General features: G+C 71.1%; 23 protein-coding genes. 11 read left to right on the top strand and 12 right to left on the bottom strand.

Annotation, left to right across the window (positions count from 1 at the left end):
• The first annotated feature begins 19 nt into the window (after positions 1–19).
• Both OG385_RS10050 and OG385_RS10045 read left to right on the top strand, forming a co-directional pair.
• A complete protein-coding gene (locus OG385_RS10050) occupies positions 20–1,066 on the top strand; it encodes an NAD(P)-dependent alcohol dehydrogenase (protein WP_266853796.1) in 1,047 nt (348 codons plus the stop codon).
• A 141-nt stretch (positions 1,067–1,207) separates the two neighbouring features.
• Positions 1,208–1,555, top strand: coding sequence for a DUF1330 domain-containing protein (locus OG385_RS10045; RefSeq protein ID WP_266853795.1), 348 nt, complete (start codon positions 1,208–1,210; stop codon positions 1,553–1,555).
• A gap of 28 nt (positions 1,556–1,583) precedes the next feature.
• Here the strand turns inward: OG385_RS10045 and OG385_RS10040 are convergent, their stop codons facing one another.
• A complete protein-coding gene (locus OG385_RS10040) occupies positions 1,584–3,086 on the bottom strand; it encodes a hypothetical protein (protein WP_266853793.1) in 1,503 nt (500 codons plus the stop codon).
• Between the two features lie 176 nt (positions 3,087–3,262).
• Positions 3,263–4,495, bottom strand: a complete 1,233-nt coding sequence (locus tag OG385_RS10035) for an Ig-like domain-containing protein (RefSeq protein ID WP_266853791.1) — start codon at positions 4,493–4,495, stop codon at positions 3,263–3,265.
• Between the two features lie 379 nt (positions 4,496–4,874).
• Here OG385_RS10035 and dnaN point away from each other — a divergent pair, with 379 nt between their 5' ends.
• On the top strand, positions 4,875–5,990 hold the full coding sequence (dnaN, locus tag OG385_RS10030; protein ID WP_266853789.1) for a DNA polymerase III subunit beta: 1,116 nt from the start codon (positions 4,875–4,877) through the stop codon (positions 5,988–5,990).
• Between the two features lie 157 nt (positions 5,991–6,147).
• On the opposite strand, the gene OG385_RS10025 is transcribed toward dnaN, so the two are convergent.
• Positions 6,148–6,510, bottom strand: coding sequence for a MerR family transcriptional regulator (locus OG385_RS10025; protein WP_266853787.1), 363 nt, complete (start codon positions 6,508–6,510; stop codon positions 6,148–6,150).
• A 174-nt stretch (positions 6,511–6,684) separates the two neighbouring features.
• On the opposite strand from OG385_RS10025, the gene OG385_RS10020 reads away from it, so the two are divergent.
• Positions 6,685–7,581, top strand: coding sequence for an MBL fold metallo-hydrolase (locus tag OG385_RS10020; RefSeq protein ID WP_266853785.1), 897 nt, complete (start codon positions 6,685–6,687; stop codon positions 7,579–7,581).
• A gap of 22 nt (positions 7,582–7,603) precedes the next feature.
• On the opposite strand, the gene msrA is transcribed toward OG385_RS10020, so the two are convergent.
• From msrA to OG385_RS10005, 3 genes are all read right to left on the bottom strand, one after another.
• On the bottom strand, positions 7,604–8,266 hold the full coding sequence (msrA, locus tag OG385_RS10015) for a peptide-methionine (S)-S-oxide reductase MsrA (RefSeq protein ID WP_266853784.1): 663 nt from the start codon (positions 8,264–8,266) through the stop codon (positions 7,604–7,606).
• A 55-nt stretch (positions 8,267–8,321) separates the two neighbouring features.
• Entirely contained in the window at positions 8,322–8,444 is a 123-nt protein-coding gene (locus OG385_RS10010) for a hypothetical protein (RefSeq protein WP_266853782.1), read from the bottom strand.
• 160 nt (positions 8,445–8,604) lie between these two features.
• Positions 8,605–9,717: a hypothetical protein gene (locus OG385_RS10005; protein WP_266853781.1), complete on the bottom strand. Its 1,113-nt coding sequence runs from the start codon at positions 9,715–9,717 to the stop codon at positions 8,605–8,607.
• Between the two features lie 51 nt (positions 9,718–9,768).
• Between OG385_RS10005 and OG385_RS10000 the strand changes: the two genes are divergently transcribed.
• Positions 9,769–10,926 carry a cystathionine gamma-synthase gene (locus tag OG385_RS10000; RefSeq protein WP_266853779.1) on the top strand — a complete coding sequence of 386 codons (1,158 nt, stop codon included), beginning with the start codon at positions 9,769–9,771 and terminating at the stop codon, positions 10,924–10,926.
• 124 nt (positions 10,927–11,050) lie between these two features.
• Here OG385_RS10000 and OG385_RS09995 read toward each other — a convergent pair whose 3' ends face one another.
• The 3 genes from OG385_RS09995 to OG385_RS09985 are packed head-to-tail and all read right to left on the bottom strand — an operon-like array spanning position 11,051 to position 12,379.
• Positions 11,051–11,302, bottom strand: coding sequence for a hypothetical protein (locus tag OG385_RS09995; RefSeq protein WP_266853777.1), 252 nt, complete (start codon positions 11,300–11,302; stop codon positions 11,051–11,053).
• Positions 11,299–11,832 carry a sigma factor-like helix-turn-helix DNA-binding protein gene (locus tag OG385_RS09990; RefSeq protein ID WP_266853776.1) on the bottom strand — a complete coding sequence of 178 codons (534 nt, stop codon included), beginning with the start codon at positions 11,830–11,832 and terminating at the stop codon, positions 11,299–11,301. Before OG385_RS09990 ends, OG385_RS09995 begins: the two co-directional genes overlap by 4 nt.
• Positions 11,833–11,875: 43 nt before the next feature.
• Positions 11,876–12,379, bottom strand: coding sequence for a MarR family winged helix-turn-helix transcriptional regulator (locus OG385_RS09985; RefSeq protein WP_266853774.1), 504 nt, complete (start codon positions 12,377–12,379; stop codon positions 11,876–11,878).
• Positions 12,380–12,547: 168 nt separating this feature from the next.
• Here OG385_RS09985 and ilvA point away from each other — a divergent pair, with 168 nt between their 5' ends.
• From ilvA to OG385_RS09965, 4 genes are all read left to right on the top strand, one after another.
• The gene (ilvA, locus tag OG385_RS09980; RefSeq protein WP_266853773.1) at positions 12,548–13,777 is read left to right on the top strand and encodes a threonine ammonia-lyase; all 1,230 of its coding nucleotides are present in this window, start codon (positions 12,548–12,550) and stop codon (positions 13,775–13,777) included.
• Between the two features lie 228 nt (positions 13,778–14,005).
• A complete protein-coding gene (locus OG385_RS09975; RefSeq protein WP_266853771.1) occupies positions 14,006–14,863 on the top strand; it encodes an alkaline phosphatase family protein in 858 nt (285 codons plus the stop codon).
• 230 nt (positions 14,864–15,093) lie between these two features.
• Positions 15,094–16,155 carry an ATP-binding cassette domain-containing protein gene (locus tag OG385_RS09970; RefSeq protein ID WP_266853769.1) on the top strand — a complete coding sequence of 354 codons (1,062 nt, stop codon included), beginning with the start codon at positions 15,094–15,096 and terminating at the stop codon, positions 16,153–16,155.
• Positions 16,152–17,006 (top strand): ABC transporter permease, encoded by an 855-nt coding sequence (locus tag OG385_RS09965; protein ID WP_266853767.1) that lies wholly within the window; start codon positions 16,152–16,154, stop codon positions 17,004–17,006. The genes OG385_RS09970 and OG385_RS09965 overlap by 4 nt, the downstream gene beginning before the upstream one ends.
• A gap of 116 nt (positions 17,007–17,122) precedes the next feature.
• On the opposite strand, the gene greA is transcribed toward OG385_RS09965, so the two are convergent.
• Together greA and OG385_RS09955 are read right to left on the bottom strand one after the other, a co-directional pair.
• Positions 17,123–17,620 carry a transcription elongation factor GreA gene (greA, locus tag OG385_RS09960; protein ID WP_266853765.1) on the bottom strand — a complete coding sequence of 166 codons (498 nt, stop codon included), beginning with the start codon at positions 17,618–17,620 and terminating at the stop codon, positions 17,123–17,125.
• 235 nt (positions 17,621–17,855) lie between these two features.
• Entirely contained in the window at positions 17,856–18,260 is a 405-nt protein-coding gene (locus tag OG385_RS09955; RefSeq protein ID WP_266853763.1) for a DUF4307 domain-containing protein, read from the bottom strand.
• Positions 18,261–18,357: 97 nt separating this feature from the next.
• On the opposite strand from OG385_RS09955, the gene mca reads away from it, so the two are divergent.
• On the top strand, positions 18,358–19,239 hold the full coding sequence (gene mca / locus OG385_RS09950) for a mycothiol conjugate amidase Mca (protein ID WP_266853762.1): 882 nt from the start codon (positions 18,358–18,360) through the stop codon (positions 19,237–19,239).
• 2 nt (positions 19,240–19,241) lie between these two features.
• On the top strand, positions 19,242–19,478 hold the full coding sequence (locus tag OG385_RS09945) for a hypothetical protein (protein ID WP_266853761.1): 237 nt from the start codon (positions 19,242–19,244) through the stop codon (positions 19,476–19,478).
• Positions 19,479–19,586: 108 nt separating this feature from the next.
• On the opposite strand, the gene OG385_RS09940 is transcribed toward OG385_RS09945, so the two are convergent.
• Positions 19,587–22,802: a tetratricopeptide repeat protein gene (locus OG385_RS09940; protein WP_266853760.1), complete on the bottom strand. Its 3,216-nt coding sequence runs from the start codon at positions 22,800–22,802 to the stop codon at positions 19,587–19,589.
• Positions 22,803–22,957 lie beyond the last annotated feature (155 nt).

Raw genomic sequence — 22,957 nt, 5'->3', positions numbered from 1 at the left:
CTGAGGAGAACGTTTCCGGATGACTGTCACCACCGTCGCCGCGTACGCCGCCCCCGCACCGAAGGCTCCGCTGGAGCGCACCACCGTGCCGCGCCGGCCGGTCGGCGAGCACGACGTACTGATCGACATCAAGTTCGCCGGTATCTGCCACTCCGACATCCACCAGGCCCGCGACGGCTGGGGCGAGGGCATCTTCCCGATGGTCCCCGGCCACGAGATCGCCGGAATCGTCGCGGAGGTCGGCCCCGGGGTCACCAAGTTCGCGGTCGGCGACCGGGTCGGTGTCGGCTGCATGGTCGACTCCTGCCGGGAGTGCGACAACTGCAAGGCCGGCCTTGAGCAGTACTGCGCCCAGGGCAACACCGGCACGTACAACGCCCTCGACAAGCAGGGCGAGCCCACCTACGGCGGCTACTCCACGCACATCGTGGTCGACGAGAACTACACCCTGCGCATCCCCGAGGGCATCGGGCTCGACGTGGCCGCGCCGCTGCTCTGCGCCGGGATAACCACCTACTCGCCGCTCGCCCACTGGAACGCCGGCCCCGGCAAGAAGGTCGCCATCGTCGGCCTGGGCGGCCTCGGTCACATGGGTGTCAAGATCGCGCACGCGATGGGCGCCGAGGTGACCGTACTGAGCCAGTCGCTGCGCAAGCAGGAGGACGGGCTGAAGCTGGGCGCCGACCACTACTACGCCACCAGCGACCCGAAGACCTTCGACGAGCTCCGGGGCACCCTGGACCTGATCGTCTCCACGGTCTCCGCGCCGCTCCCGCTCGACTCGTATCTGAGCCTGCTCAAGACGGACGGCGCCATGGTCAACGTCGGCGCCCCCGAGGAGCCCGTCTCGCTCAACCTGTTCTCGGTCATCGGCGGCCGCAAGACCCTCGCGGGCTCCGGCATCGGCGGTATCCGCGAGACCCAGGAGATGCTGGACTTCTGCGCCGAGCACGGCTTCGGCGCGGAGATCGAGGTGATCGGCGCCGACCGGATCAACGAGGCGTACGAGCGTGTGATCAGCAGCGATGTGCGCTACCGCTTCGTGATCGACACCGCGACCATCTGAGGCGTCGTCGGGCTTCCCCCCTCACTCCGGCCACTACCTCCGGGGTAATCGACGCCTGGCCGCCACCCCGGCAGGATCGGGCACAGAGCGCATCGCCCACCGCGATCCGCCACCCGCGCCTGATCCTGCCGAGGAGCCCCCATGACCGCGTACGCCGTCGCCCATCTGCGCCCCACCGACCAGCTCGTCGAGGATGTCTTCGTCTACATCGAGAAGATCCAGTCGACCCTCGACCCGTTCGGCGGGCGCTTCCTCGTCCACGACGCCCAGGTGGAGGTCCGCGAGGGCCAGTGGCCGGGAGCACTGGTGATGATCGGCTTCCCCGGGATCGTGGAGGCCCGTGCCTGGTACGACTCCCCGGCCTACCGGGAGCTGATACCGCTGCGCGCCGACCACATCCCGGGCGACGTCGTACTCGTGGAGGGTGTGGCACCCGGATACGACGCGGCAGCGACAGCGGCCGGCTACCGGGCGGCGGCGGAGAAGTAGAGCCCTGTTCTGTCCCTGGCGGGCCCGCTCAGTCCACCAGCGCGCGGTATCCGGAGCCGAGCCGGTAGTCGCCCGGGTGCCGCACCGTCAGCCCGGTCCACTTCCCGCTCCGGTGCACCGACCCGCCGCCGCTCGACCGCAGCCAGGGCGAGTACGCGATCCGTACCGTCACCGTCCCCGGCCGCGGCACATGCACCACCAGCCGTGCGTCGCCGCCGCTCACGACGCTCGCGGGTGCTTCCACCAGCGGCGTCGCACCGCGTACCCGGTAGATCCGCCAGTGCGCGTCGTGCCAGACCGGCTGGAGCCAGCGCGGCCGCGACCGTACGAGCGCGGCCTCGCCCTCCGCCGGGCCGTCGGGGCGGCCGTCGTGCAGCACGACGTACCCGACGGCGAACCGGTCCAGCCACGCCCGGTACGTGACGGGCGTCAGCGACCCGTCGTAGAAGAGCCGCCCGCGCTCCACGTCGAGCTGGCGGTTCCAGCCGCGGGCCATGTTCACATGCGGGGCGAGCAGGGTGGCCTCGCGGTGGTTGCGGGCGGGCACCACCTCGACCCGGGTGCGGTCGGCGCGCAGCCCGTCCAGCGCGGTCACAACGCCCTTCGTGTCGGAGGCCCAAGCGGGCACGGTGGTGGAGACTCGCAGATCGTCAGCGGTCTTGTCGGCCAGCCAGTAGCAGTTCAGGCAGAGCGCGGCGGCGAGCAGCGCGCACCGCATCCGGGCGTGCTCGGAGAGGACCGCGACCAGCAGCACGACCGGACCCACCAGACCGACGAGCCGCTCCACGTTCGTCCCGATGGGGGAGGGGATCAGATACGTCAGGACGACGCCGGCGCCGTACACCAGCGCGCTGTACCGGACGATCCGGGGCCGCGCGGCGAACCCCAGCACGGCGCACGCGGCCAGCGGCATCCAGAGCTTCCCCGCCGCCATCGGCTGCTCACCCTGGAACGGGAAGACCAGCGTCGTCGCGCCGACCACCACGCACGGCGGCAGCGCGAGCCGCAGGGCCCGGCGCCACTGCCGGTCGAGCAGCAGGGCGCCCGCGATGACCAACAGGAACAGCCCGGCCACCGGACTCGCCATGGTCGTCAGCGCCGCGCACACGGGCGCCGCGACCCGGCGTTCCAGCCACAGCACGGCGAGCAGCCCGATCGCCACCCCCACCGCGAAAGTGGTCCGGCCGGACGCGACATTGCACCAGAGCGCGAGCGCACCGAGCACCGCGGGCACGAGCGGCCACCGCACGCCGGTGCGCACGACGAGACAGGAGAGCACCCAGGTCCCGCCGGCTCCGGCCAGTACGGAGACGGTCCTGGCACCGCACCAGGCCATCAGATACGGCGTCAGCAGGCTGTAGTTGGCGGTGTGGGTCCCGCCGTACCAGAACAGGTTGTACGCCGACGCCGGATGCCGGGACGCGAAACCGGCCCAGGCGAACTGGGCGGCCAGATCCCCGCCCCCGGTGGCCAGCACGGCCGCCCACACCGCGTACAGCGGAAGGACGCAGCCGGTGGCCACCAGCGGCACGAACCACCATCGTCCGGATATCCGGCCGGATATCCGTCCGGACCGCAGCCCGGAGTTCTCTCCGGAACTCTGTCCGGACCGTATGTTCCCCCCGGCGCGCAGCCGAACAACGCTCTCAGTCATCCCCACAGGGAAACCCTAGGGGGTGCGGCAGGCCGAGCCCCAGTGTTTCCGGGTCACTTCAGGGCGCTGCCGGCCGTCCACTTGTCCCAGGAGAGGTTCCAGCCGTTGATGCCGTTGTCCGGGGCGACATTGCCGCCGCCCGCGGAGTTCTTCACGATGACCACGTCACCGATCAGTGAGTTGGTGTAGAACCAGCCGGCCGGGGTGGAGGTGTCCGTACCGCCCTGCGCGTCCCGCATCCCGACGCAGCCGTGGCTGGTGGCCTGCGCGCCGAACGTGCTCGGCGCGGCCCAGTAGTTGCCGTGGATGAAGGTTCCCGAACGGGTCAGGCGCTGCGCGTGCGGCACGTCCGGGATGTTGTACTCGCTGCCGAGCCCGACCGTCGTGCTGTCCATCTTGGTCTGCTGGTACTTCTCCGAGATCACCATCGTGCCGTTGTAGGTGCCGTGGGCGGGGGAGCCGCTGGAGACCGGGATGGTCTTGAGCGGGCTGCCGTCGCGCACCACGGTCATCGACTGCTTCGCCGCGTCCACCGTGGAGATCTGCGACCGCCCGACGGTGAACGTGAACGTCTTGTCCTGCACCCCGAACACACCGGGGGAGACCTCGACGCCGGCCAGATTCAGCCGCACTTCCACGACCGACCCGGGTGTCCAGTACGCCTTCGGCCGGAAGTCCAGCCGCTGCGGGTTGAACCAGTGGCCCACGGCCTGCTCGCCGCCGCTCGACGTGATGGTGACGGCCGATTCGACGGCCTTCTCGTTCTTCACCGGCTTGTCGAGGTTGAAGGAGACCTCCATGCCGACACCGACCTTGGTGCTGGCCTCCGGAGTGAAGAACGCGATCACCGAATTGGCCTCGGAGACGGTGGTGAAGTGGGCGATCTTCGCCAGGGTCTTGCCGCCCGGGTCCTTGGCCTTCGCGGTGAGCACGTACGGCGTGCCGCGCTCCAGGCCCTTGTCCGGCCGCCAGGAGACCTTGGACCCGGCCATCGCACCCGGCACGGCCCGGCCGGTGTTCTGGTCCGTCAGAGTGACCGAGGTCAGGGTGCCGTTCTCGACGGCGGCCCGGATGTCCCCGGTGTTGATGCCGACGTTCTTGGCGCCGTCCCCGGGTGTGGTGGTGAGCCGGGCCCGGGGGGTACTCGTACTGGTGGGCACCGGGGTCTTCGTACCGCCGCTGCCGCCGCCGGACCCCGCGGAGCAGGCGGCGAGTGCCAGCGCCCCGACGCTGAGCAGGGCCAGCAGGACGGCCCATCGGATCCGAATGCGGCTGATCGGTATCAAAGCTCTCGCCTCCACTGCGACGAGGAAGGGCCAGGCGGATTGCCCGGCCTTGGCACGTCCTGTCGGTGTTCGGTCGCCTTTCGGCTGGCTTTCTGTCTGCAGTCTGCGGCAGCCGACGCGGAGTGACACTTCTGATTGCGCTTACCGGGGGGTGCGGGGGCCGGGCGGGGCTGCCGGTGACGGGCCGGATTGTCAGCGGCAGCCGGTACGGTCACGGATCCTCGGGCGCACACCGGCCCAGCCACCGCAACGGGCCCGACCGGCCCGGTCAGCCCGGCCAGCCCGGTCAGCCCGGCCAGCCCGAACCGGCCCGGCCAGCCCGAAACGGCCCGGCCAGCCCGAACGAGCCCCGCATCACCGACAGGGAAGGCGCCCCGCCATGGAGTTCCGCACCGACCGCAGCACATTCGCCGAGACCGTGACCTGGGCGGCCCGGGTGCTCCCGGCCAGATCGCCGATGCCCGTGCTCGGCGGGCTGCTCCTGGCGGCGGAAGGCTCCACGCTGCGCGTCTCCGGCCTCGACTACGAGGCGTCGGCGTGCATCGAAGTGCCGGTGGACACCGTGCGGCCGGGGAAGGCCCTCGTCATGGGGCGCAGGCTGCTCGACATCTGCCGGGTGCTGCCCGAGGGGCCGGTCGAGTGCGCGATCGAGGCCTCCCGCTTCACGGTGACCGGCGCCGGAACCAGTTTCGGGCTCTCCCTGCTGCCGCTCGACGACTATCCGGCCCTGCCGGACCTGCCCGAGCTGCGCGGGGCGGTGGACGCGGGCGAGTTCGCGGCGGCGGTCGCGCATGTCGTGGTGGCCGCCGGCCGCGACGACGCCCTGCCGGTGCTGACCGGGATCAGGGTGAGCCTGGACGGCGGCACGATGACGCTGGCCGCCACCGACCGCTACCGCTTCGCGGTGCGCACGCTCGGCTGGAAGCCGGACTCCGGCGCCGGCCCGGCCGACGTCGTCGTCCCGGCCCGCCGCCTGGCCGAGATCGCCCGCTCCCTCAGCCGTACGGGGATGGTCCGGGTGGCCCTGGGCGACGGTTCCATCGGCTTCGGCAACGCCGGGATGCGGACCACGGTGCGTCTTCTCGACGGCCGACTGCCGCGCCACGACAAGCTGTTCACCATGGAGAGCCCGGTCGTCACGGTGACGGACCGGGCCCCGCTGCTGGAGGCGGTCAGACGCGTCGCGGTGGTCGCCGAGGGCGACAGCCCCGTACGCCTGGACTTCTCACCCGAAGCGGTCCACCTGCACGCGGGGTACGAGGACGACGTGGCCTCACAGCGCCTGCCATCCCGCCTGGAAGGCGCCGACGACATCATGGACGCCTTCAACCCGGCTTATCTGACGGATGAGTTGAGCGCCATGGACAGCCACTCCGTACGGTTCGATCTGCTCGGCCCCGGCCAGCGGGCCCTGCTGACCGGCCTGTCCACCCCGGACGCCGAACCGGACCCGTCCCACCGGCATCTGCTGATGTCGGTGAAGCCGCTGATGTGAGCGGAGGGGCGGGGGCGGTACGGCGTCCGGAGCACCGCCCCGGTCCGCCCCGGTGCCCGCTCCGAACGCGGTCGGCCCGTCGAGCGCACCGCGGCGGAAGCTCAGCGCTCATCCCGGGATCGCAGAACACACGATCCACAGGGTCTGGCAATTTCTCTTACTCTCCATCAGCCGCCTGCAACGGGCATCCGGTGCCGACGCGCACCTCAAGATCGGCTCGCAGGGCGGCGAGTTCGGCCATGCGCGCGTCGATGACGTGGATCTTCTCCTCGAACAACGCGGACAGCGCTTCCGCGGTATCCGGCGCGTCGCGCAGTGCCTCGCCGTGCCGTGCGACCTCCGCCAGTGAGAATCCGAGCGCCTGCGCGGTGCGGATGTAGTGCAGCCAGGTCACCGTCTCGGGCGGGAAGTCGCGATAGCCGTTGGCCAGCCGCCGGCCTGCGACGAGGCCGAGCTTCTCGTAGAACCGGATGGCGTCCTTCGTGACGCCCGCTTGTGCGGCCAGCTCTCCGATACGCATGCCCCTCCGTCGGATCGTGGCTTGACCTTGGAGCGTACTCCACTGTTTAGCGTGAAGCGTTGCTGCCCAGCACGACGCCACCGCGGTCCGCTCGGTGACCCGGTTCGTGGCCCACCGCGCCGCGAACCGGCTGTTCGTCACCGATCCCGAACCGCATATCTGGAGGGGAACCTGATGCGCATCCATCACCTGAACTGCGGCACGATGCAGCCGGTCGGCGGCCGGCTCATCAACGGCAACCGGCTGCCGTTCCGGACCGCCCGGATGATCTGCCACTGCCTGCTGATCGAGACCGACCAGGGACTGGTGCTGGTGGACACCGGGATCGGCCTGCGCGACATCGCCGACCCCAGGCGATCCCTGGGCCGCGAATTCCTGTTCCTCACCCGTCCGCGCCTCGACCTCGCCGAGACAGCGGTGCGTCAAGTGACCGGGCTGGGATACTCGGCCGACGACGTCAGGCACATCATCCTGACCCACCTCGACCTCGACCACGCCGGCGGGCTGCCCGACTTCCCCAAGGCAAAGGTCCACCTCCATGCGACCGAGCACCGAGCCGCGACGGGAACCACCGCACGGGCTGAACGATTCCGTTACCGAGCCGGTCAATTGGCCCATGGACCCGACTGGGTCACCTACAACCCCACCGGCGGAGACCACTGGTTCGGCTTCGAGGCCGTACGGCAACTCCGGGGAATATCCGCCGACATCGCGCTGATACCGCTGCCCGGCCACACCCGCGGCCACGCCGGTGTGGCGGTGCGCCGCCACGAGGGAACGGAGAGCGCGACCGGCCCCCAATGGCTGCTGCACGCCGGGGACGCCTACTTCTCACCCGGTGAGATCGACCCACTCGCTCCACGCTCCACCCCGGGACTGGCCCTCTTCCAGACCCTGGTCCAGGCCGACGGCCCGGCCCGCCACCGCAACCAGGCCCGGCTGCGCGAACTGGCCAGAGACCATGGCGATCAGATTGACATCTTCTCCGCCCATGATCCGGTCGAACTTGACCGCTGCCGGCAGAACGAGCCGCGGACCGCTGGGCACGAACGCCACGATCGAGCCCAGTAATCGAGCCCAGTAGCGGCGGCTGTCAGCCGTCGGCCTTGGCCACGCCGATCGGGCAGCTCACGCCCGTGCCGCCGATGCCGCAGTAGCCCGCCGGGTTCTTGTCCAGGTACTGCTGGTGATACGGCTCAGCGGCGTAGAATTCGCGGCCCTCGGCCGGCTGGATCTCCGTCGAGATCGTGCCGTACCCCGAGCCCGTCAGGACCTGCTGGTACGCCTCGCGGGACGCGGTCGCGGCGGCTGCCTGGGCCGGGGAGTGGGTGTAGATCGCTGAGCGGTACTGGGTGCCCACGTCGTTGCCCTGGCGGAAGCCCTGGGTCGGGTTGTGGGACTCCCAGAAGATCTTGAGCAGGGTCGTGTACGGGACGACCTCCGGGTCGAAGACCACCCTGACCGCCTCCGTGTGACCGGTGAGGCCCGAGCAGACCTCCTCGTACGCCGGATTCACCGTGGAGCCGCCCTGGTAGCCGACGAGCGTCGTCCAGACGCCCTCCGTCTGCCAGAAGATGCGCTCGGCGCCCCAGAAACAGCCCAGGGCGAAATCGGCGGTCTCCAGCTGCGCCGGGTACGGGCCGGCCAGCGGATTGCCCAGGACCGTGTGGCGGGCGGGCAGCTCGAATTCCGGGGTGTCCCGGCCCTTCAGGGCCTGGTCCGGGGTGGGGAGCTGGGGGGTGCGGTTCAGGAACATCGGCTGCGGCTCCTCGGGGAGTATGGGTGCACCCCGTGCAACGCACGGGTCCCGGTCAGGATTCCTGCTGGTCCCCGGAGGACGTCCGGCGCTCCAGCCACGCCGCCGTCTTCCTCCTGGACCGGAGCCAGAAGTAGGCGCCGAAGCCGATCAGGACCAGCGGTATGAGGCGTGTCATCGGGCTCGCTCGTTCCTCTTCGGGTTCCCGCCCGCGGGGATGCGGTGCGGGGGTGCCGTGCGGTGTGCCGCCAGCCTACTCAGCGGGCTCAGCGGGCTCAGCGGGCTCAGCGGGCTCAGCGGGCTCAGCGGGCTCAGCGGGCCCGGCGGGCTCGGCGGGTTCAACGGGGCAGGGTGGCCGGGCTGCCGCCGTTCGCCTCGTACCCCGCGACCGCCAGCGCCCGGTACACCGCGTACACCCCGGCCGGATCCTCGTCGAGCGTCCACGGCAGCGCCCCCACATGGCCGTCGATGCGGACCAGCTGGTTCATCGCCTCCGACCAGCGTTCGGACCGGACCAGGAAGAGCACCAGCAGATGCCGTACGTGCGCGAGCACCGGGTCGTCGGCGCGGGCCGTGTGCACCGCGTGCATCGCCCCCTCCACCGCCCTGGTGACGACCACGCTCTGGTAGAAGCTGCGCACCAGCGTGACCTCGGGCAGGTGCTCGTACACGGCGAAGAGCGGGAGCGCGGCGAGCAGCGAGCCACGGGGCGCGCGGGCCGCCGCCGCGTGCGCGAACTCGTCCGCCCGGTCGCGCGACCCGTGCCACTTCTCGCACCAGTAGTGCAGCGCGGCCAGATGCGCCCCCATGTGCTCGGGCGCGCGGTCGATCACTTTCGCCCACAACTCCTCGAACTGCGGCTCGGGGTAGGCGAGTCCACGTCCGACGGCCAGCTCCACGATGTACGGGACGGGGTCACCCGGGGCGAGCAGCGCCGCTTCGCCGCAGACGGTGCGCGCCTCCTCCAGGATGATCCGGAAGTCGTCGGTCCGTGCGCCGTCCGGCGACTCGGAGCGCCACGCCTGCTGCACCAGGAACGCGGCGTGCACCTGGGCCGCGCCCGCGTCCTTGGGGGACTCGGAGCGCCAGTTGCGCAGCCAGGCCCCGCCGACGCCCGGCCGCTGCGACAGCTCCAGTGAGGCCGCCCCCGCGAAGGCCTGCACCCGCTGCCAGCGCAGCTCGCCCTGCCGGGGCGTACCCGCGAGCAGCTGGGCGGCGGGCCGCCAGTTCTGGGTGTGCTGCACCACCTCCAGCACATCGAGCAGATCCTGGTCCGGGCCCGGCAGCCGTATGTCCAGCTCCTCCTGGCGCAGGAACCCGTAGTCATCGGGGTCAGCGGCGTCCGGGGAACCGGGCAGCACCTGGTGGATGCCGCCGCGTCTGCGCAGCAGGAACGGGCCGAGCGCTGCCGCGAACATGCCAACCGCGAGCAGGAACCAGAGAATCTCCATGAGTCAAGCGAACCAGACACGACCGACATCTGACCACTACGCTCGGTTCCCATGAGCGACGAGCACAGCGTGCACCAGAGTTTCGAGACCCTCGCGATTCATGCGGGCAACACCGCTGACCCCCTCACGGGCGCGGTCGTGCCCCCCATCTACCAGGTCTCCACGTACAAGCAGGACGGCGTGGGCGGGTTGCGCGGCGGCTACGAGTACAGCCGCAGCGGCAACCCGACCCGTACCGCCCTTGAGGAGAACCTGGCGGCCCTGGAGGGCGGCCGGCGCGGGCTCGCCTTCGCCTCCGGCCTCGCCGCCGAGGACTGCCTGCTCCGTACGCTGCTGACGCCCGGGGACCACGTGGTCATCCCGAACGACGCGTACGGCGGCACCTTCCGGCTGTTCGCGAAGGTCGTGTCCCGGTGGGGCGTCGAGTGGTCGGTCGCGGACACCACGGACCCGGCATCGGTGCGGGCCGCCATGACCCCCCGTACCAAGGTGATCTGGGTGGAGACCCCCTCCAACCCGCTCCTCGGGATCACGGACATCGCGGCGGTGGCCGACGTGGCGCGCACGGCGGGCGTGAAGCTCGTCGTCGACAACACCTTCGCCAGCCCCTACCTCCAGCAGCCGCTCGCGCTCGGCGCGGACGTCGTCGTGCACTCGATGACCAAGTACATGGGCGGCCACTCGGACGTGGTCGGCGGTGCGCTGGTCGTCAACTCCGACGACCTCGGTGAGGAGTTGGCGTACCACCAGAACGCGATGGGCGCGGTCTGCGGTCCGTTCGACGCCTGGCTGGTGCTGCGCGGGATCAAGACGCTGGCCGTACGGATGGACCGGCACAGCGAGAACGCCACGCGGATCGCGGAGATGCTGACCCGGCACCCGAAGGTCAGCAGCATCCTCTACCCGGGGCTGCCCGACCACCCCGGCCACGAGATCGCGGCCAAGCAGATGCGGTCGTTCGGCGGGATGGTCTCCTTCCGGGTCCGGGGCGGCGAGGAGGCGGCGGTCGCGGTCTGCGACCGGGCGAAGCTGTTCACGCTGGGTGAGTCGCTCGGTGGGGTGGAGTCGCTGATCGAGCACCCGGGGCGGATGACGCACGCTTCGGTGGCCGGTTCGGCGCTGGAGGTTCCGGGGGATCTGGTGCGGCTCTCGGTGGGCATCGAGTCGGCCGACGACCTGCTCGCGGATCTGCAGCAGGCGCTGGGCTGACGGCCGGGCCGGAACCGGACCGGGAACTGGGCTGACGGCTGGACCGAGAACTGGGCTGAGGGGGCCCGTCCGGTCGGGGCGGCGGACGACTGCGGACGGGCTCGCAGTCATCCGTGGCCCCCGCTCAGTAGCCCTCCACCGGTGGTGTGATCCGGGCCGGGGGCGGCGCCCACGGCTGGGTCAGGGTCGCCCACACCACGAATCCCACGAGCACCGCCGCCAGCAGCAGCCACGCTGCTCTCCGGCCCGCCGTGCGGCGGCGCCGTATCCGGGTGCCGCGCTCCGCCGCACGGACCGCCAGGTCGGCGGGGACCGGCGGATGCGGGCCCTTCAGCATCCGGCGGACCATCTCCTCCTTGCGGTCCGGCAGGCTCATGGCGTCGCCACCTCGGGCCGCCGGGGCGCGGCCTCCGGCGGGGTGCTGCGCAGGGTCGCCGTCGCATGGCCGCAGATCGCACGGACCCGCTCCGCCGGCAGGCCGACCGCCGCCGCGACCTGCTCCTCGGCGATCCCCTCGTACAGCCGCAGCACCACGATGAGGCGCTCCTGCGGGGTCAGCCGCCCCAGTACGCCGCCGCCCGCCGGGTTCGAGGGACGGCCTGCGCCTGCCGTCCGTCCCGGCCGGCCCGGCAGCTGCGGCCGGTGGTGGCGCCAGGCGCTGTGGGCGAAGTGGGCCGCCAGCTCCTGACGGGTGTGTTCGTACGGATCGTCGCCGCGCAGCCGGTCCCAGTGCGCGTACGTACGGGAGAGCGCCGCCAGCAGCAGCCGCTGCGCCCGTGGGGAGTCTCCGGTGGGCTCGGCCGTCAGCAGTACGGCCGCATGGAGGAGCCGTCCGGCCGCACCCGCGACGAACGATTCGAACTCCTCGTCGCGGCGGCGTTCCCGTGCTGCTGTCCGCTCCCGCACAGTGCCTCCCTGCTCTCATCTGAGAGCAGGCCGCGGCACCCGGTCAAGAGGTCGGCGCGCCCGGCTCCTGGGTGCCTGCCGTACGGGTGGGGAGCGACGAGTTGAAGCGGGTCAACAGGGCGCAGAAGGTTTCGCGCTCCTCCTGCGTCCAGCCCTCGGTGACCTGGACCATCAGCTCGCGCCGCGAGGAGCGCACCTCTTCCAGGCGGGTCTGGCCGCGCGGGGAGAGCTGCAGGACGACGGCACGCCCGTCCTCGGGGTGCGAGGTGCGCTTGACCAGACCGGTGTCGACGAGCGGGGCGACCTGTCTGGTCACCGTCGAGGAGTCGATGCCCATGCTCGCGGCCAGGGCCTTCACTCCCATCGGGCCCTCCCGGTCCAGCCGGTTGAGCAGCAGATAGGCCGCGCGGTCCATCGAGTTGCGCGCCTGGCCGACGCCTCCCATCCGGGTCTGCTCGGCGCGGCGGGCGAAGAGGGCCACCTGGTGCTGGAGGGCATCGAGGAAGCCGGGGTCGATATCAGAAGTCATGTCCTGAGAAAGGGGCATGGCCGGGGGCTCTCTTCGTACGGTGGGCGGACAGTGGGGGACAGAGTACGCGGCCCGGAGCGGGCCCGTACCTGCGCTGCTTCAACCGTTGTGAACATGACGGTCCAGCCGTTGCCTGTCCGTCGGCTCCGGCGGCCAGGACGGCGCCGAGCTGCGAGACTTGGCGCCATGAGCTTCGGTACGTCACACCCCCTGCCGCCGCTGATCCTTGATGACGTCCTCGGAGCGCAGAAGATGCTCTCCGGAGTGTCACGGATGACGCCTGTCGAGGGCAGCAGACATCTCTCGCGTCTCGTCGGGTCACCGGTCCGCTTCAAGTGCGAGAACCTCCAGCGGACCGGTTCGTTCAAGCTGCGCGGCGCCTATGTCCGGATCGCCGGGCTGACTCCCGAGGAGCGCGCCGCCGGGGTCGTCGCGGCCAGCGCGGGCAACCACGCGCAGGGCGTCGCCCTCGCCTCGTCGCTTCTGGGGGTGCGCTCCACGGTCTTCATGCCGATGGGCGCCCCGCTGCCGAAGGTCGCCGCGACCCGTGAGTACGGCGCCGAGGTCCGGCTGCAGGGGCAGGTCGTCGACGAGACGCTCGCTGCCGCCCAGGAGTACGCGCAGGAGACGGGCGCCGTCTTCATCCACCCCTTCGACCACGCCGACATCATCGCCGGGCAGGGCACGGTGGGCCTGGAGATCCTGGAGCAGTGCCCCGAGGTGCGGACGATCGTCGTCGGGATCGGCGGCGGGGGTCTTGCCGCGGGCATCGCGGTCGCGGTGAAGGCGCTGCGGCCCGATGTGAAGGTGGTCGGTGTGCAGGCGGCGAACGCCGCCGCGTACCCGCCCTCGCTCGCCGAGGGGCGCCCGGTGTCGGTCGAGGCGCAGGCGACGATGGCCGACGGCATCAAGGTGGGCCGCCCCGGAGACGTGCCGTTCGGGATCATCAGGGAGCTGGTGGACGAGGTCCGCACGGTCTCCGAGGACGAGCTGTCCAGCGCGCTGCTGCTCTGCCTGGAGCGGGCCAAGATGGTCGTGGAGCCGGCCGGCGCCAGCCCGGTCGCCGCCTTGCTGAGCGACCCCGGCGCGTTCGAGGGGCCGGTGGTCGCGGTGCTGTCGGGCGGCAATGTGGACCCGTTGCTGATGCAGCGCATCCTCACGCACGGGATGGCGGCCGCGGGCCGCTTCCTGTCGCTACGGCTCCGGCTGACCGACCGCCCGGGTGCGCTCGCGACGCTGCTGCGCGTGCTCTCGGCGGCCGACGCCAACGTGCTCGATGTGAGCCATGTGCGGACGGATCCGCGGCTCGGCCTGACCGAGGTCGAGGTGGAGCTGCATGTGGAGACGAAGGGCCCCGAGCACTGCACCGAGGTCAGCGCCGCGCTGCGGGACGCGGGGTACACCGCCATCGGGTGAGGCGTGGGGCGTGGGGCGTGAGGCGTGGCGGATGAGGCCTGGGGGCGGATGAGGCCTGGTGGCACATGAGGGCGGCGACGCCTGGCCGGGTGCTCACCATGGGGCCAGAATGTTCCCTGAACGTTCACCGTCCAACGACAGACCACGGGACAGCCGGGTTCCTACTCTTGCGAGGCTCCGCACCACGCGTACTTCCCCACTCATCGGAGGACCGCTGTGCCTGGAACCATGCTCCGTACCACCCGCCGCACCCTCGTCGCCCTGGCATCCGCCGTGGGCATCGCTGCCGCCTGGGCCGGAGCCACCCCGGCGCAGGCCGCCGGCGTTCCCACTCCCGACCACGTCATCGTGGTGGTGCTGGAGAACCACGGGTACGACCAGATCATCGGCAGCCCGGACGCCCCGTACATCAACTCTCTGGTGGCCGGTGGGGCGAACCTGACGAACATGCACGCCGAGACCCACCCGAGCCAGCCGAACTACTACGCGCTCTTCTCGGGCAACACCCAGGGCATCACCGACGACTCCTGTGTCACCCCCGGCTTCAGCGCGGCGCACAACCTCGGCTCCGAACTCATCGCCGCGGGCAGGAGCTGGGGCAGCTACAACGAGTCACTGCCGGCGCAGGGGAGCACCACCTGCAAAAGCGGCTCGTACGCGCAGAAGCACAACCCGTGGTTCGGCTTCAGCAACGTGCCGGCCTCGACCGCCGACACGTTCGCCCAGTTCCCGTCCGACTTCACGAAGCTGCCGCAGGTGTCGTTCGTCATCCCGAACCTGCAGAACGACATGCACGACGGCACCGTGAAGCAGGGCGACACCTGGTTGCGGAACAACCTCGGCGCGTACGCGACCTGGGCCAAGACCCACAACAGCGTGCTGGCCATCACCACCGACGAGGACGAGGGCACCACCAGCAACAACATCCCGACGGTCCTCTACGGCCAGCCGGTCACCGCGGGCAGCAGCTCGTCGGCCCGGTACAGCCATTACGACCTGCTGCACAGCGTCGAGGACATGTACGGCCTGCCGCACGCCGGCAAGTCGGCCTCGGCGTCCGACATCAGCGGCGTCTGGACCTCGTGAGACATCACCTGATCGCGACTGCGTACGACGCATGACCACGGGCCGGCGGAGCGACTCCGCCGGCCCGTGGTCATGCGGGGCCCCGGACACCGATTCGCGGAACCCCCTGCGAAGACGCGATACATCGCGTTAGCGTGTGGCCTGCGTCACTCGCCGGGGGGCGGTGTGGCTGCGGCAAATCTACGATGTGTCCGTAAAAGTACCCAAAAATGCAACATGGGGGAGCGCACATGCCTGGCGCCATCTATGCCGAGGGTCTGGTGAAGACCTTCGGCGACGTACGAGCACTGGACGGCGTGGATCTCGATGTGCCGGAAGGCACGGTCCTCGGCCTGCTCGGGCCCAACGGCGCCGGCAAGACGACGGCCGTCCGGGTCCTGACGACCCTGCTGCAGCCCGACACCGGGCGGGCGGTCGTGGCCGGGATCGACGTGCTCAAGCACCCGACGGAGGTACGCAGGTCGATCGGTCTGTCCGGGCAGTTCGCCGCGGTCGACGAGTACCTCACCGGCCGGGAGAACCTGCAGATGGTCGGGCAGCTCTACCAGATGTCCGCACGCGACGCGAAGCGGCGTGCGGTCGAGCTGCTCGACCGCTTCCACCTCGCCGACGCGGCCGACCGCCCGGCCAAGACGTACTCCGGAGGGATGCGCAGGCGGCTCGACCTCGCCGCCGCCCTCGTCGTGTCGCCGCCCGTGATGTTCATGGACGAGCCGACCACCGGGCTCGACCCCCGGAACCGTCAGCAGCTCTGGGAGGTGATCCAGGACCTGGTGGCAGGGGGTACGACGCTGCTGCTCACCACCCAGTACCTCGAAGAGGCCGACCACCTGGCCCATGACATCTGCGTCATCGACCACGGAAAGGTCATCGCCCGCGGTACGTCGGACCAGCTCAAGGCCCGCACGGGTGGCGAGCGCGTCGAGGTCGTCGTCCACCAGCCCGGCCAGATCGGCCCCGCCCGCGAGGTGCTGGCTGCTCTGGGCAAGGGCGAGGTCGCCGTCGCGGAACACACCCGGAAACTGACCGTCCCGGTGACGGGCGGCGCCAAGCTGCTCGCCGAGGTCATCAGGGACCTGGACGGGCGAGGCGTGGAGATCGACGACATCGGGCTGCGCCGCCCCACGCTCGACGACGTGTTCCTCTCACTCACCGGCCATGTGGCCGAGGCGGAGGCCGACCCCGACGCCGGTGGCGGCACCCCCACAGGCACCGCGACCACAGGCACCGCAACAACAGGCACCGCAACCACCAGCAGCGCAACCACGAGCACCGAGGAGGCCGGCGAATGAGCGCCGTCACGGAGGCCGCACCCAAGCCGCTCGCCCCGCGGCCGCGCGGCGGGATCATCCAGTCGGTCAACGACTCCCTGGTCATCGCCAAACGCAATCTGATCAGGATGACCCGCATCCCCGAGATCGTGGTCTTCGGCCTGGTCCAGCCGATCATGTTCGTGGTGCTCTTCAGTTACGTCTTCGGCGGGTCCCTGGTCGTCAACGGCTCGACCAGCGCTGTGGGTTACCGCAACTTCCTGATGGCGGGTATCTTCGCCCAGACCGTGACGTTCGCCACGGCCGGTGCGGGCGCCGGTATCGCCGACGACATGCACAAGGGCCTGATCGACCGGTTCCGCTCGCTGCCGATGGCCCGGGGCGCGGTGCTCACCGGACGTACGATCGCCGACCTGGTCCAGACGGCGCTCACCCTGGTGGTGCTGGCGATCGTGGCGCTGCTCGTCGGCTGGCGCACCCACGAGAACATCGGGAAGGTGCTCGGCGGCTTCGGACTGCTGCTGCTGCTCGGGTACGCCTTCTCCTGGATCGGTGCGCTGATCGGCCTCTCGGTCCGGACACCGGAAGCGGCCACATCGGGCGGGCTCGTCTGGCTCTTCCCGGTGACCTTTGTCTCGAACGCGTTCGTGTCGACGTCCATGATGCCGGGCTGGCTGCAGCCGATCGCCGAGTGGAACCCCTTCAGCGCGACCGTCCAGGCCTGCCGCGTCCTCTTCGGCAACCCGGGTGTGTCGACGTCGGACGCCTGGCCCATGCAGCACCCGGTCTGGGCCTCGCTGATCTGGTCGCTGGTCATCTTCGCGATCTTCCGCACCCTGGCGGTCCGCAAGTACCGCTCGGCAGCGGCCTGACACCGGGCAGGCCGCCCACAGTCTCTGAGCCCACGACCTCTGATCTCACAACCTCTGAGCCCCCGGCCGCGGTGCGCGGCCGGGGGCTCATGCGGTGCTGTGTGTCCGGGTCGGGGTCAGCCCTGGAACGGCTCGGCCTTGAGGATCTTCACCGTGGCCGTCTTGCCGTTCGGCAGTTCGTAGTCGGCGTTCTCGCCGACCTTCTTGCCGATCACACCAGTGCCCAGCGGGGACTGGGGGGAGTACGTCTCGAAGTCCGAGCTCGCGTACTCGCGGGAGGCGAGCAGGAACGTCATCGTGTCGTCCTCGTCGCCGTCGAAGGCGATGGTCACGACCATGCCGGGAGCCGCTTCGCCGGAGGCCGCGGGGGCCTCGCCGACCTTCGCGTGTTCGAGCAGCTGGGTCAGCTGGCGTACGCGCAGCTCCTGCTTGCCCTGCTCCTCCTTGGCCGCGTGGTACCCGCCGTTCTCGCGCAGGTCACCCTCCTCGCGGGCGGCCGCGATCTTGGTGACGATCTCCGAGCGTGCGGGACCCGACAGATACTCCAGCTCAGCCTTCAGCTGGTTGTACGCCTCCTGGGTCAGCCAGGTGACGTTTTCGCTGGTCTGGGTCACTGGTGCTCCTCGTAGGTACCGGAAATACAAAGCATCGCCCTACCCAGAAGGATGTGCCTCCAGGGGCGGGCGAAACCACGAGCCTAACAATTCAAGAGCCGAAGGGGGAGGACCGAAGCGTCAGGAAGGTGCACCGGCGGATCCGGAACCGCGTGCCGCGCCGTCTCCGCGGGCGCCGTGTCCGGCTGCCGGGCCGGGCAGGAGCTGGTCCGGCAGGCAGCACCCGCCGGGCGGGTCAGGTGGTGGTCTGGCAGCCGACGAGCTCGACGCTGGTGGCCCTGGACGTGGTCCGTACGGTGACGACCTGGTCGATCCGGGTCTTCTTCTCGTCGAACCTGGCGTCCTTGCGGCCGACCTCGTCACCGTCGGTGGCCCGCAGGCGCAGGGTGCAGGTCCCGTGGAGTCCGGCGTCCTTGCGGACCTCCAGATGGACGTCGACCGCGTGGTCCGACGCGATGTCCCAGGCGATGACCTCGCCGCTGACGGACTTGCCGCCGACGGACTGGTAACCGAACCAGCCGACGACTCCGATCACCACGGCGCCGAGCACCGCGCCGATGATCTTCAGCTTGCGGTCCGCGCGCTGGTCCGCGGAGCGGCCGTAGCGGCCCTCGGGAAGCTGTTCGCCAACCGCCGTCATGATCGTTCCTCCAGTGCAGGGGATCCCGGAATTTTCCGTCCCCTCAGTCGGTCACTATAGAAGCCGCCGATTGCGACGAATCACTGAGGATCCTGTCTTGACTGAGCAGCTTCGCCTGATGGCCGTCCACGCCCACCCCGACGACGAGTCGAGCAAGGGTGCGGCGACCATGGCCAAGTACGTGTCCGAGGGGGTGGACGTGCTGGTCGTGACCTGCACCGGAGGCGAGCGCGGCTCCATCCTCAATCCCAAACTCCAGGGTGACGCCTACATCGAGGAGAACATTCACGAAGTCCGCAAGAAGGAGATGGACGAGGCGCGCGAGATCCTCGGGGTCGACCAGGCCTGGCTGGGCTTCGTCGACTCGGGCCTGCCCGAGGGCGACCCGCTGCCTCCGCTGCCCGAGGGCTGCTTCGCACTGGAGGACGTCGATGTGGCCGCGGGACGGCTGGTGCGGCTGATCCGGGAATTCCGGCCGCAGGTCATCACCACGTACGACGAGAACGGCGGATACCCGCACCCCGACCACATCATGACCCACCAGGTCTCGATGGTGGCGTTCGATGCGGCGGCGGACACCGAGAAGTACCCCGAGGCCGAGTTCGGTCCGGCCTTCCAGCCGCAGAAGCTCTACTACAACCAGGGCTTCAACAAGCCGCGCACCGTGGCGCTGCACGAGGCGCTGCTGGCGCGCGGCCTGGAGTCGCCGTACGCGGAGTGGCTGGAGCGCTGGAAGACGTTCGAGCGCGCCGAACGCACCCTGACCACGCACGTTCCCTGCGCGGACTTCTTCGAGATCCGGGACAAGGCGCTCATCGCGCACGCCACGCAGATCGACCCCGACGGCGGCTGGTTCCACGTCCCGATGGAGATCCAGCAGGAGGTCTGGCCGACCGAGGAGTACGAGCTCGCGAAGTCTCTCGTGCCGACATCCCTCCCCGAGGACGACCTCTTTGCGGGCATCCGCGACAATGCCTAGTTATGAGCGCTAGCCAGGCATTGACGCACCTCGTCCCTCTGGCCGAGGTCGACGACAACAAGGTGACTCCCGGGCTTCTCGGCTTCCTCGTCTTCGCGGCCCTGGCCGTGGGGGTGTGGCTGCTGATGAAGTCGATGAGCCGGCACATGGGCCAGGTGGCCTTCAAGGAGGCCCCGGAGCCGCAGCAGAAGCCGGAGCCCGCCGCCCGGCAGTCCGGGTCCGGGAGCAAGCAGGGCTGACGCCTCCGGGGCCGCGTCCCGGCCCCGGAGCGGGCGCACGGCCGCTGGTGCGTACGGCTCGGGCCGTACGCACCAGCGGGCTGCCGCCGTCCGGTGGCGCCGCGCTGCCTACGGCCGCGCCGCCGGCACCGGTACGCCCATGATCTCGCGGGCGTTCCGGCCCGGCACCATGCCGAGCAGCCAGGCCTGCCAGCCGTCGTCCAGTGACACCCCGCGCTCCAGGATCAGGGCGTACGCCTCCGCGCATTCGGCGAGACCGGGGTCGCGGGCCGGGTGTTCCGCCCGGATCAGCCGGGACAGCTCCTCCGCCGCCACCGCGGTGCCCACCTCCGAGCCGCCGGGCGACGCGTACGGCAGCAGCGTGCAGCGCAGGAAACGGGCCCAGTCGCCGCCCCGCCCGTCGTCGTACGTCGCGAAGAGCGCCGCCGCCTCGTCGCAGAGCTGGAGCGCCTGGGCCGCGCGGTCGTTGCCCGCGTCGATCAGGGCCAGCTCCAGACAGGTCCACGCCTCACCGTGCGCCACCCCGATCCGGTGGAAGTCGGTGCGCGCGTCGACCAGCAGCTGGCGGGCGAAACCGCTGTTGCGGAGGTTGCCCGTCTGCGCCGCGCGCTGGTCGCGGGTGACCCGCCCCGAGTGGTGCCGGGCGCAGGCCAGCCCGTACCCGTCGCGCATCCGGGAGAACATCGTCCGGGCCCGCTCCAGCTCCCGTACCGCCTGGTCGCGGGCGCCGCGCTCCTCCAGGGCCTGGCCCAGGTAGTAGAGCGTCCAGGCCTCGCCCCGGGCGTCCTCGTTGTCCCGGTGGCGGGAGAGCGCCTGACGCAGCTGGTCCACCGCGACCGACGCGTCGCCTTCGACCAGCCTGGCCCGGGCCAGCTGGGTCATCGCCCAGGCCTCGCCCCGGCCGTCCCTGGTCTGCCCGTACGCGTCGAGCGCCGTCCGCAGCTCCTCGTCCGCCCGGACCACCTCGCCCAGGCGCAGGCAGAGCTGGCCCAGCTGGAAGTGCGTCCATGCCTCGCCGTGCAGCGAGTCGCTCTCCTGGTGCAGGGTGAGCGCCGTCGAGAGCAGCGTCAGTGCCTCCGGCAGATTCCCCAGGTCGCGCTCCACCGCCGCCAGCGCGTGCAGCGACCAGGCGCGGTCCGCGGCCAGCTCCGGCGCCGCCTGGAGTGCGATCGCCTCCCGCAGCCGCGCCGCCGCCTCCGTCAGATTCCCCTGGTGGTGCAGGGTGATGCCGAGCGAGCAGAGCGCCAGCGCCTCGCCCGCGCCGTGCTGCGCCTCGTGGTAGAGGTCGACGACCGAGGTCAGGGTCGTACGGGCCTTGTCCAGCTCGCCGAGCTGGCGGGCCGCGATCCCCGTACGCCACTGCACCGACCTGGCGAGCAGCCCCTTCCCGACGGCCTGCGTCAGCTCGCTGATCTCGCCCAGCCGGTAGAGGTCGCCGCGCAGCAGGCAGTAGTCGCAGAGGGCGCCCAGCAGATGCAGCACCACGTCCTGGTCGACGCCCTCCGCCTGGCGCAGCGCGGAGGTGATGAAGCTCGACTCCTCGTCCAGCCAGCGCAGCGCCGCGTCCAGCGAGGCGAAGCCGTGCGGCCCGAACTGGCCCGCCCGGGTGGAGAGTTTGCCGTCCACCAGGCGGATCACCGCGTCCGCGAGCTCGGCGTAGCTCTGGATCAGCCGCTCCTGCGCGGCCGTGCGCTCCTGCGGCTGCTCCTCGTCCTCCAGCCGGGCCTGCGCGAAGGTGCGCACCGTGTCGTGCAGCCGGTAGCGGCTGCCGCGTACGTGGTCGATCAGGCCGGCCCGGGACAGCAGGGTCAGCAGCCGCCGCGCCTCCTGGTCGTCGGCGCCCAGCAGCGCCGCCGCTGCGGCCGCGCCCAGACTGGCGCGCCCGGCCAGCGCGAGCCGGCGCAGCAGCCGCCGCCCCTCATCGGGCTGGTCGCTGTAGCGCAGCGCGAGCGCCCGATCCACCGGGTCGAGCTGCCGGTACGTACCGAGGTGCGCGGCGAGTTCGCGGGTGGACCGGCGGCCGAGCGAGGAGCCCGCCACCCGCAGCGCCAGCGGCAGTCCGCCGCACAACTCCGCGACCCGATCGGTCGATTCGGCGTCGTACGGGCTCTCCGGCTCCTCCGCGGTCTCCCGCAGCAGCTCCTCCGCACCCGCCGCGTCCAGCGCCTCCACCGGCAGCTGGTGCACCCAGGCCCGGATGTCGCCGGGCAGTTCGAGCGGGGCGCCCGACGTCACCAGGACCAGGCTGTCCGAGCGCTCCGGCACCAGGGCGCGCACCTGCGCCGGGTCCGACGCGTCGTCCAGTACGACGGTGACGGCCAGCTCGGTCAGATGCTGGTGGTACAGCTCGCTCAGCCGCTTCAACTGCTGTTCCGGCGACGAGCGTTCCCGGAAGAGCAGCTGCTCGCGCGGGGCGCCGAGCCGGTTCAGCAGATGGAGCAGCGCGTCCCTGGTCGACAGGGGGGCCTCGTCGCGGGTCGCGCCGCGCAGATCGACCACGCAGGCCCCGCGGAACTGGTCCTTGAGCTGGTGCGCAGCGCGGACGGCGAGCGTGGTGCGCCCCGAGCCGGGGGCGCCGTGCAGCACCACGACCGTCGGCCGGGTCTCGGTGGAGGCGCGGGCGGCGTGCACCCACTGGGCGATCTGCGCCAGCTCGGCCCGGCGTCCCGCGAACGGCCCGTCCGCCTCGGGCAGATGGCTGAACGACTGGTCGAGCGTGGACCGCCTGCGCGCCGCCGCGCTCTTGTCGGTGCCGCGCAACTGCGGCGGCACGGTGCTCTTGGCCTTCTTCTGGTTCTGGGGCACCGCGAGCATCCGCTGCTGGTCCAGGTACGGGCGGATGCCGCGTACCTCCAGCGCGGTCAGCCACTGGAGCCGCAGCTGCTCGGTCCCGCCGGGCTGCCCCTGGGCCCCGGCTCTGCGGTGGGCCGCGGGCCAGTGCGCGGCGGTCACCCTGGCGACGGTGGCGGCGGCCCCGGCCACGGCGACGACCACGCCCGACCCGACCGCGGTCCCGCCGCCGGTGCCGAGGGCGAGGTCCGCACCGCACGCGGCGATGGCGGCAACCACGGTGACCAGTGCGGGTGTTGCGAGGGACGCGCGGTTGAAGTGCGCGGAGAGCGGATGCTGTTCGGCCTCCGCCGCGTCGAGTGCGCGGGTGTACGCGGCGTACTCGTCGGCGGCGCTCCCGGCCAGCGAATCGAGCGCACCGCGCCCGCGCGCCAGCAGCGTCCCCGCATCGGCCCGGCCGCCCGCCCGCCGCACCTCTTCCTCCACGGCGCGCGCCAACAGCCGCTCTGCTTCCGCCCGATGGCCGTCCCGCATATGCATTCCCCCTCCGGGATACTCCGTTCGGAATGCAAGTGTCCTGCGCGGGGCGCCCGAACGCGAGGGAACCGGGCCGTGTACCGGGAAACGGCACCGGTTCCGCACGGCACCGGTGCGGTGCCGATGGGGGCGCAGCGGTGCGGTGCCGATGG

Source organism: Streptomyces sp. NBC_01306, from assembly GCF_026340465.1.
GTDB lineage: Bacteria > Actinomycetota > Actinomycetes > Streptomycetales > Streptomycetaceae > Streptomyces.
The sequence above is the reverse complement of the archived record's forward strand: the minus strand, read 5'-3'. Positions and strand labels throughout refer to the sequence as shown.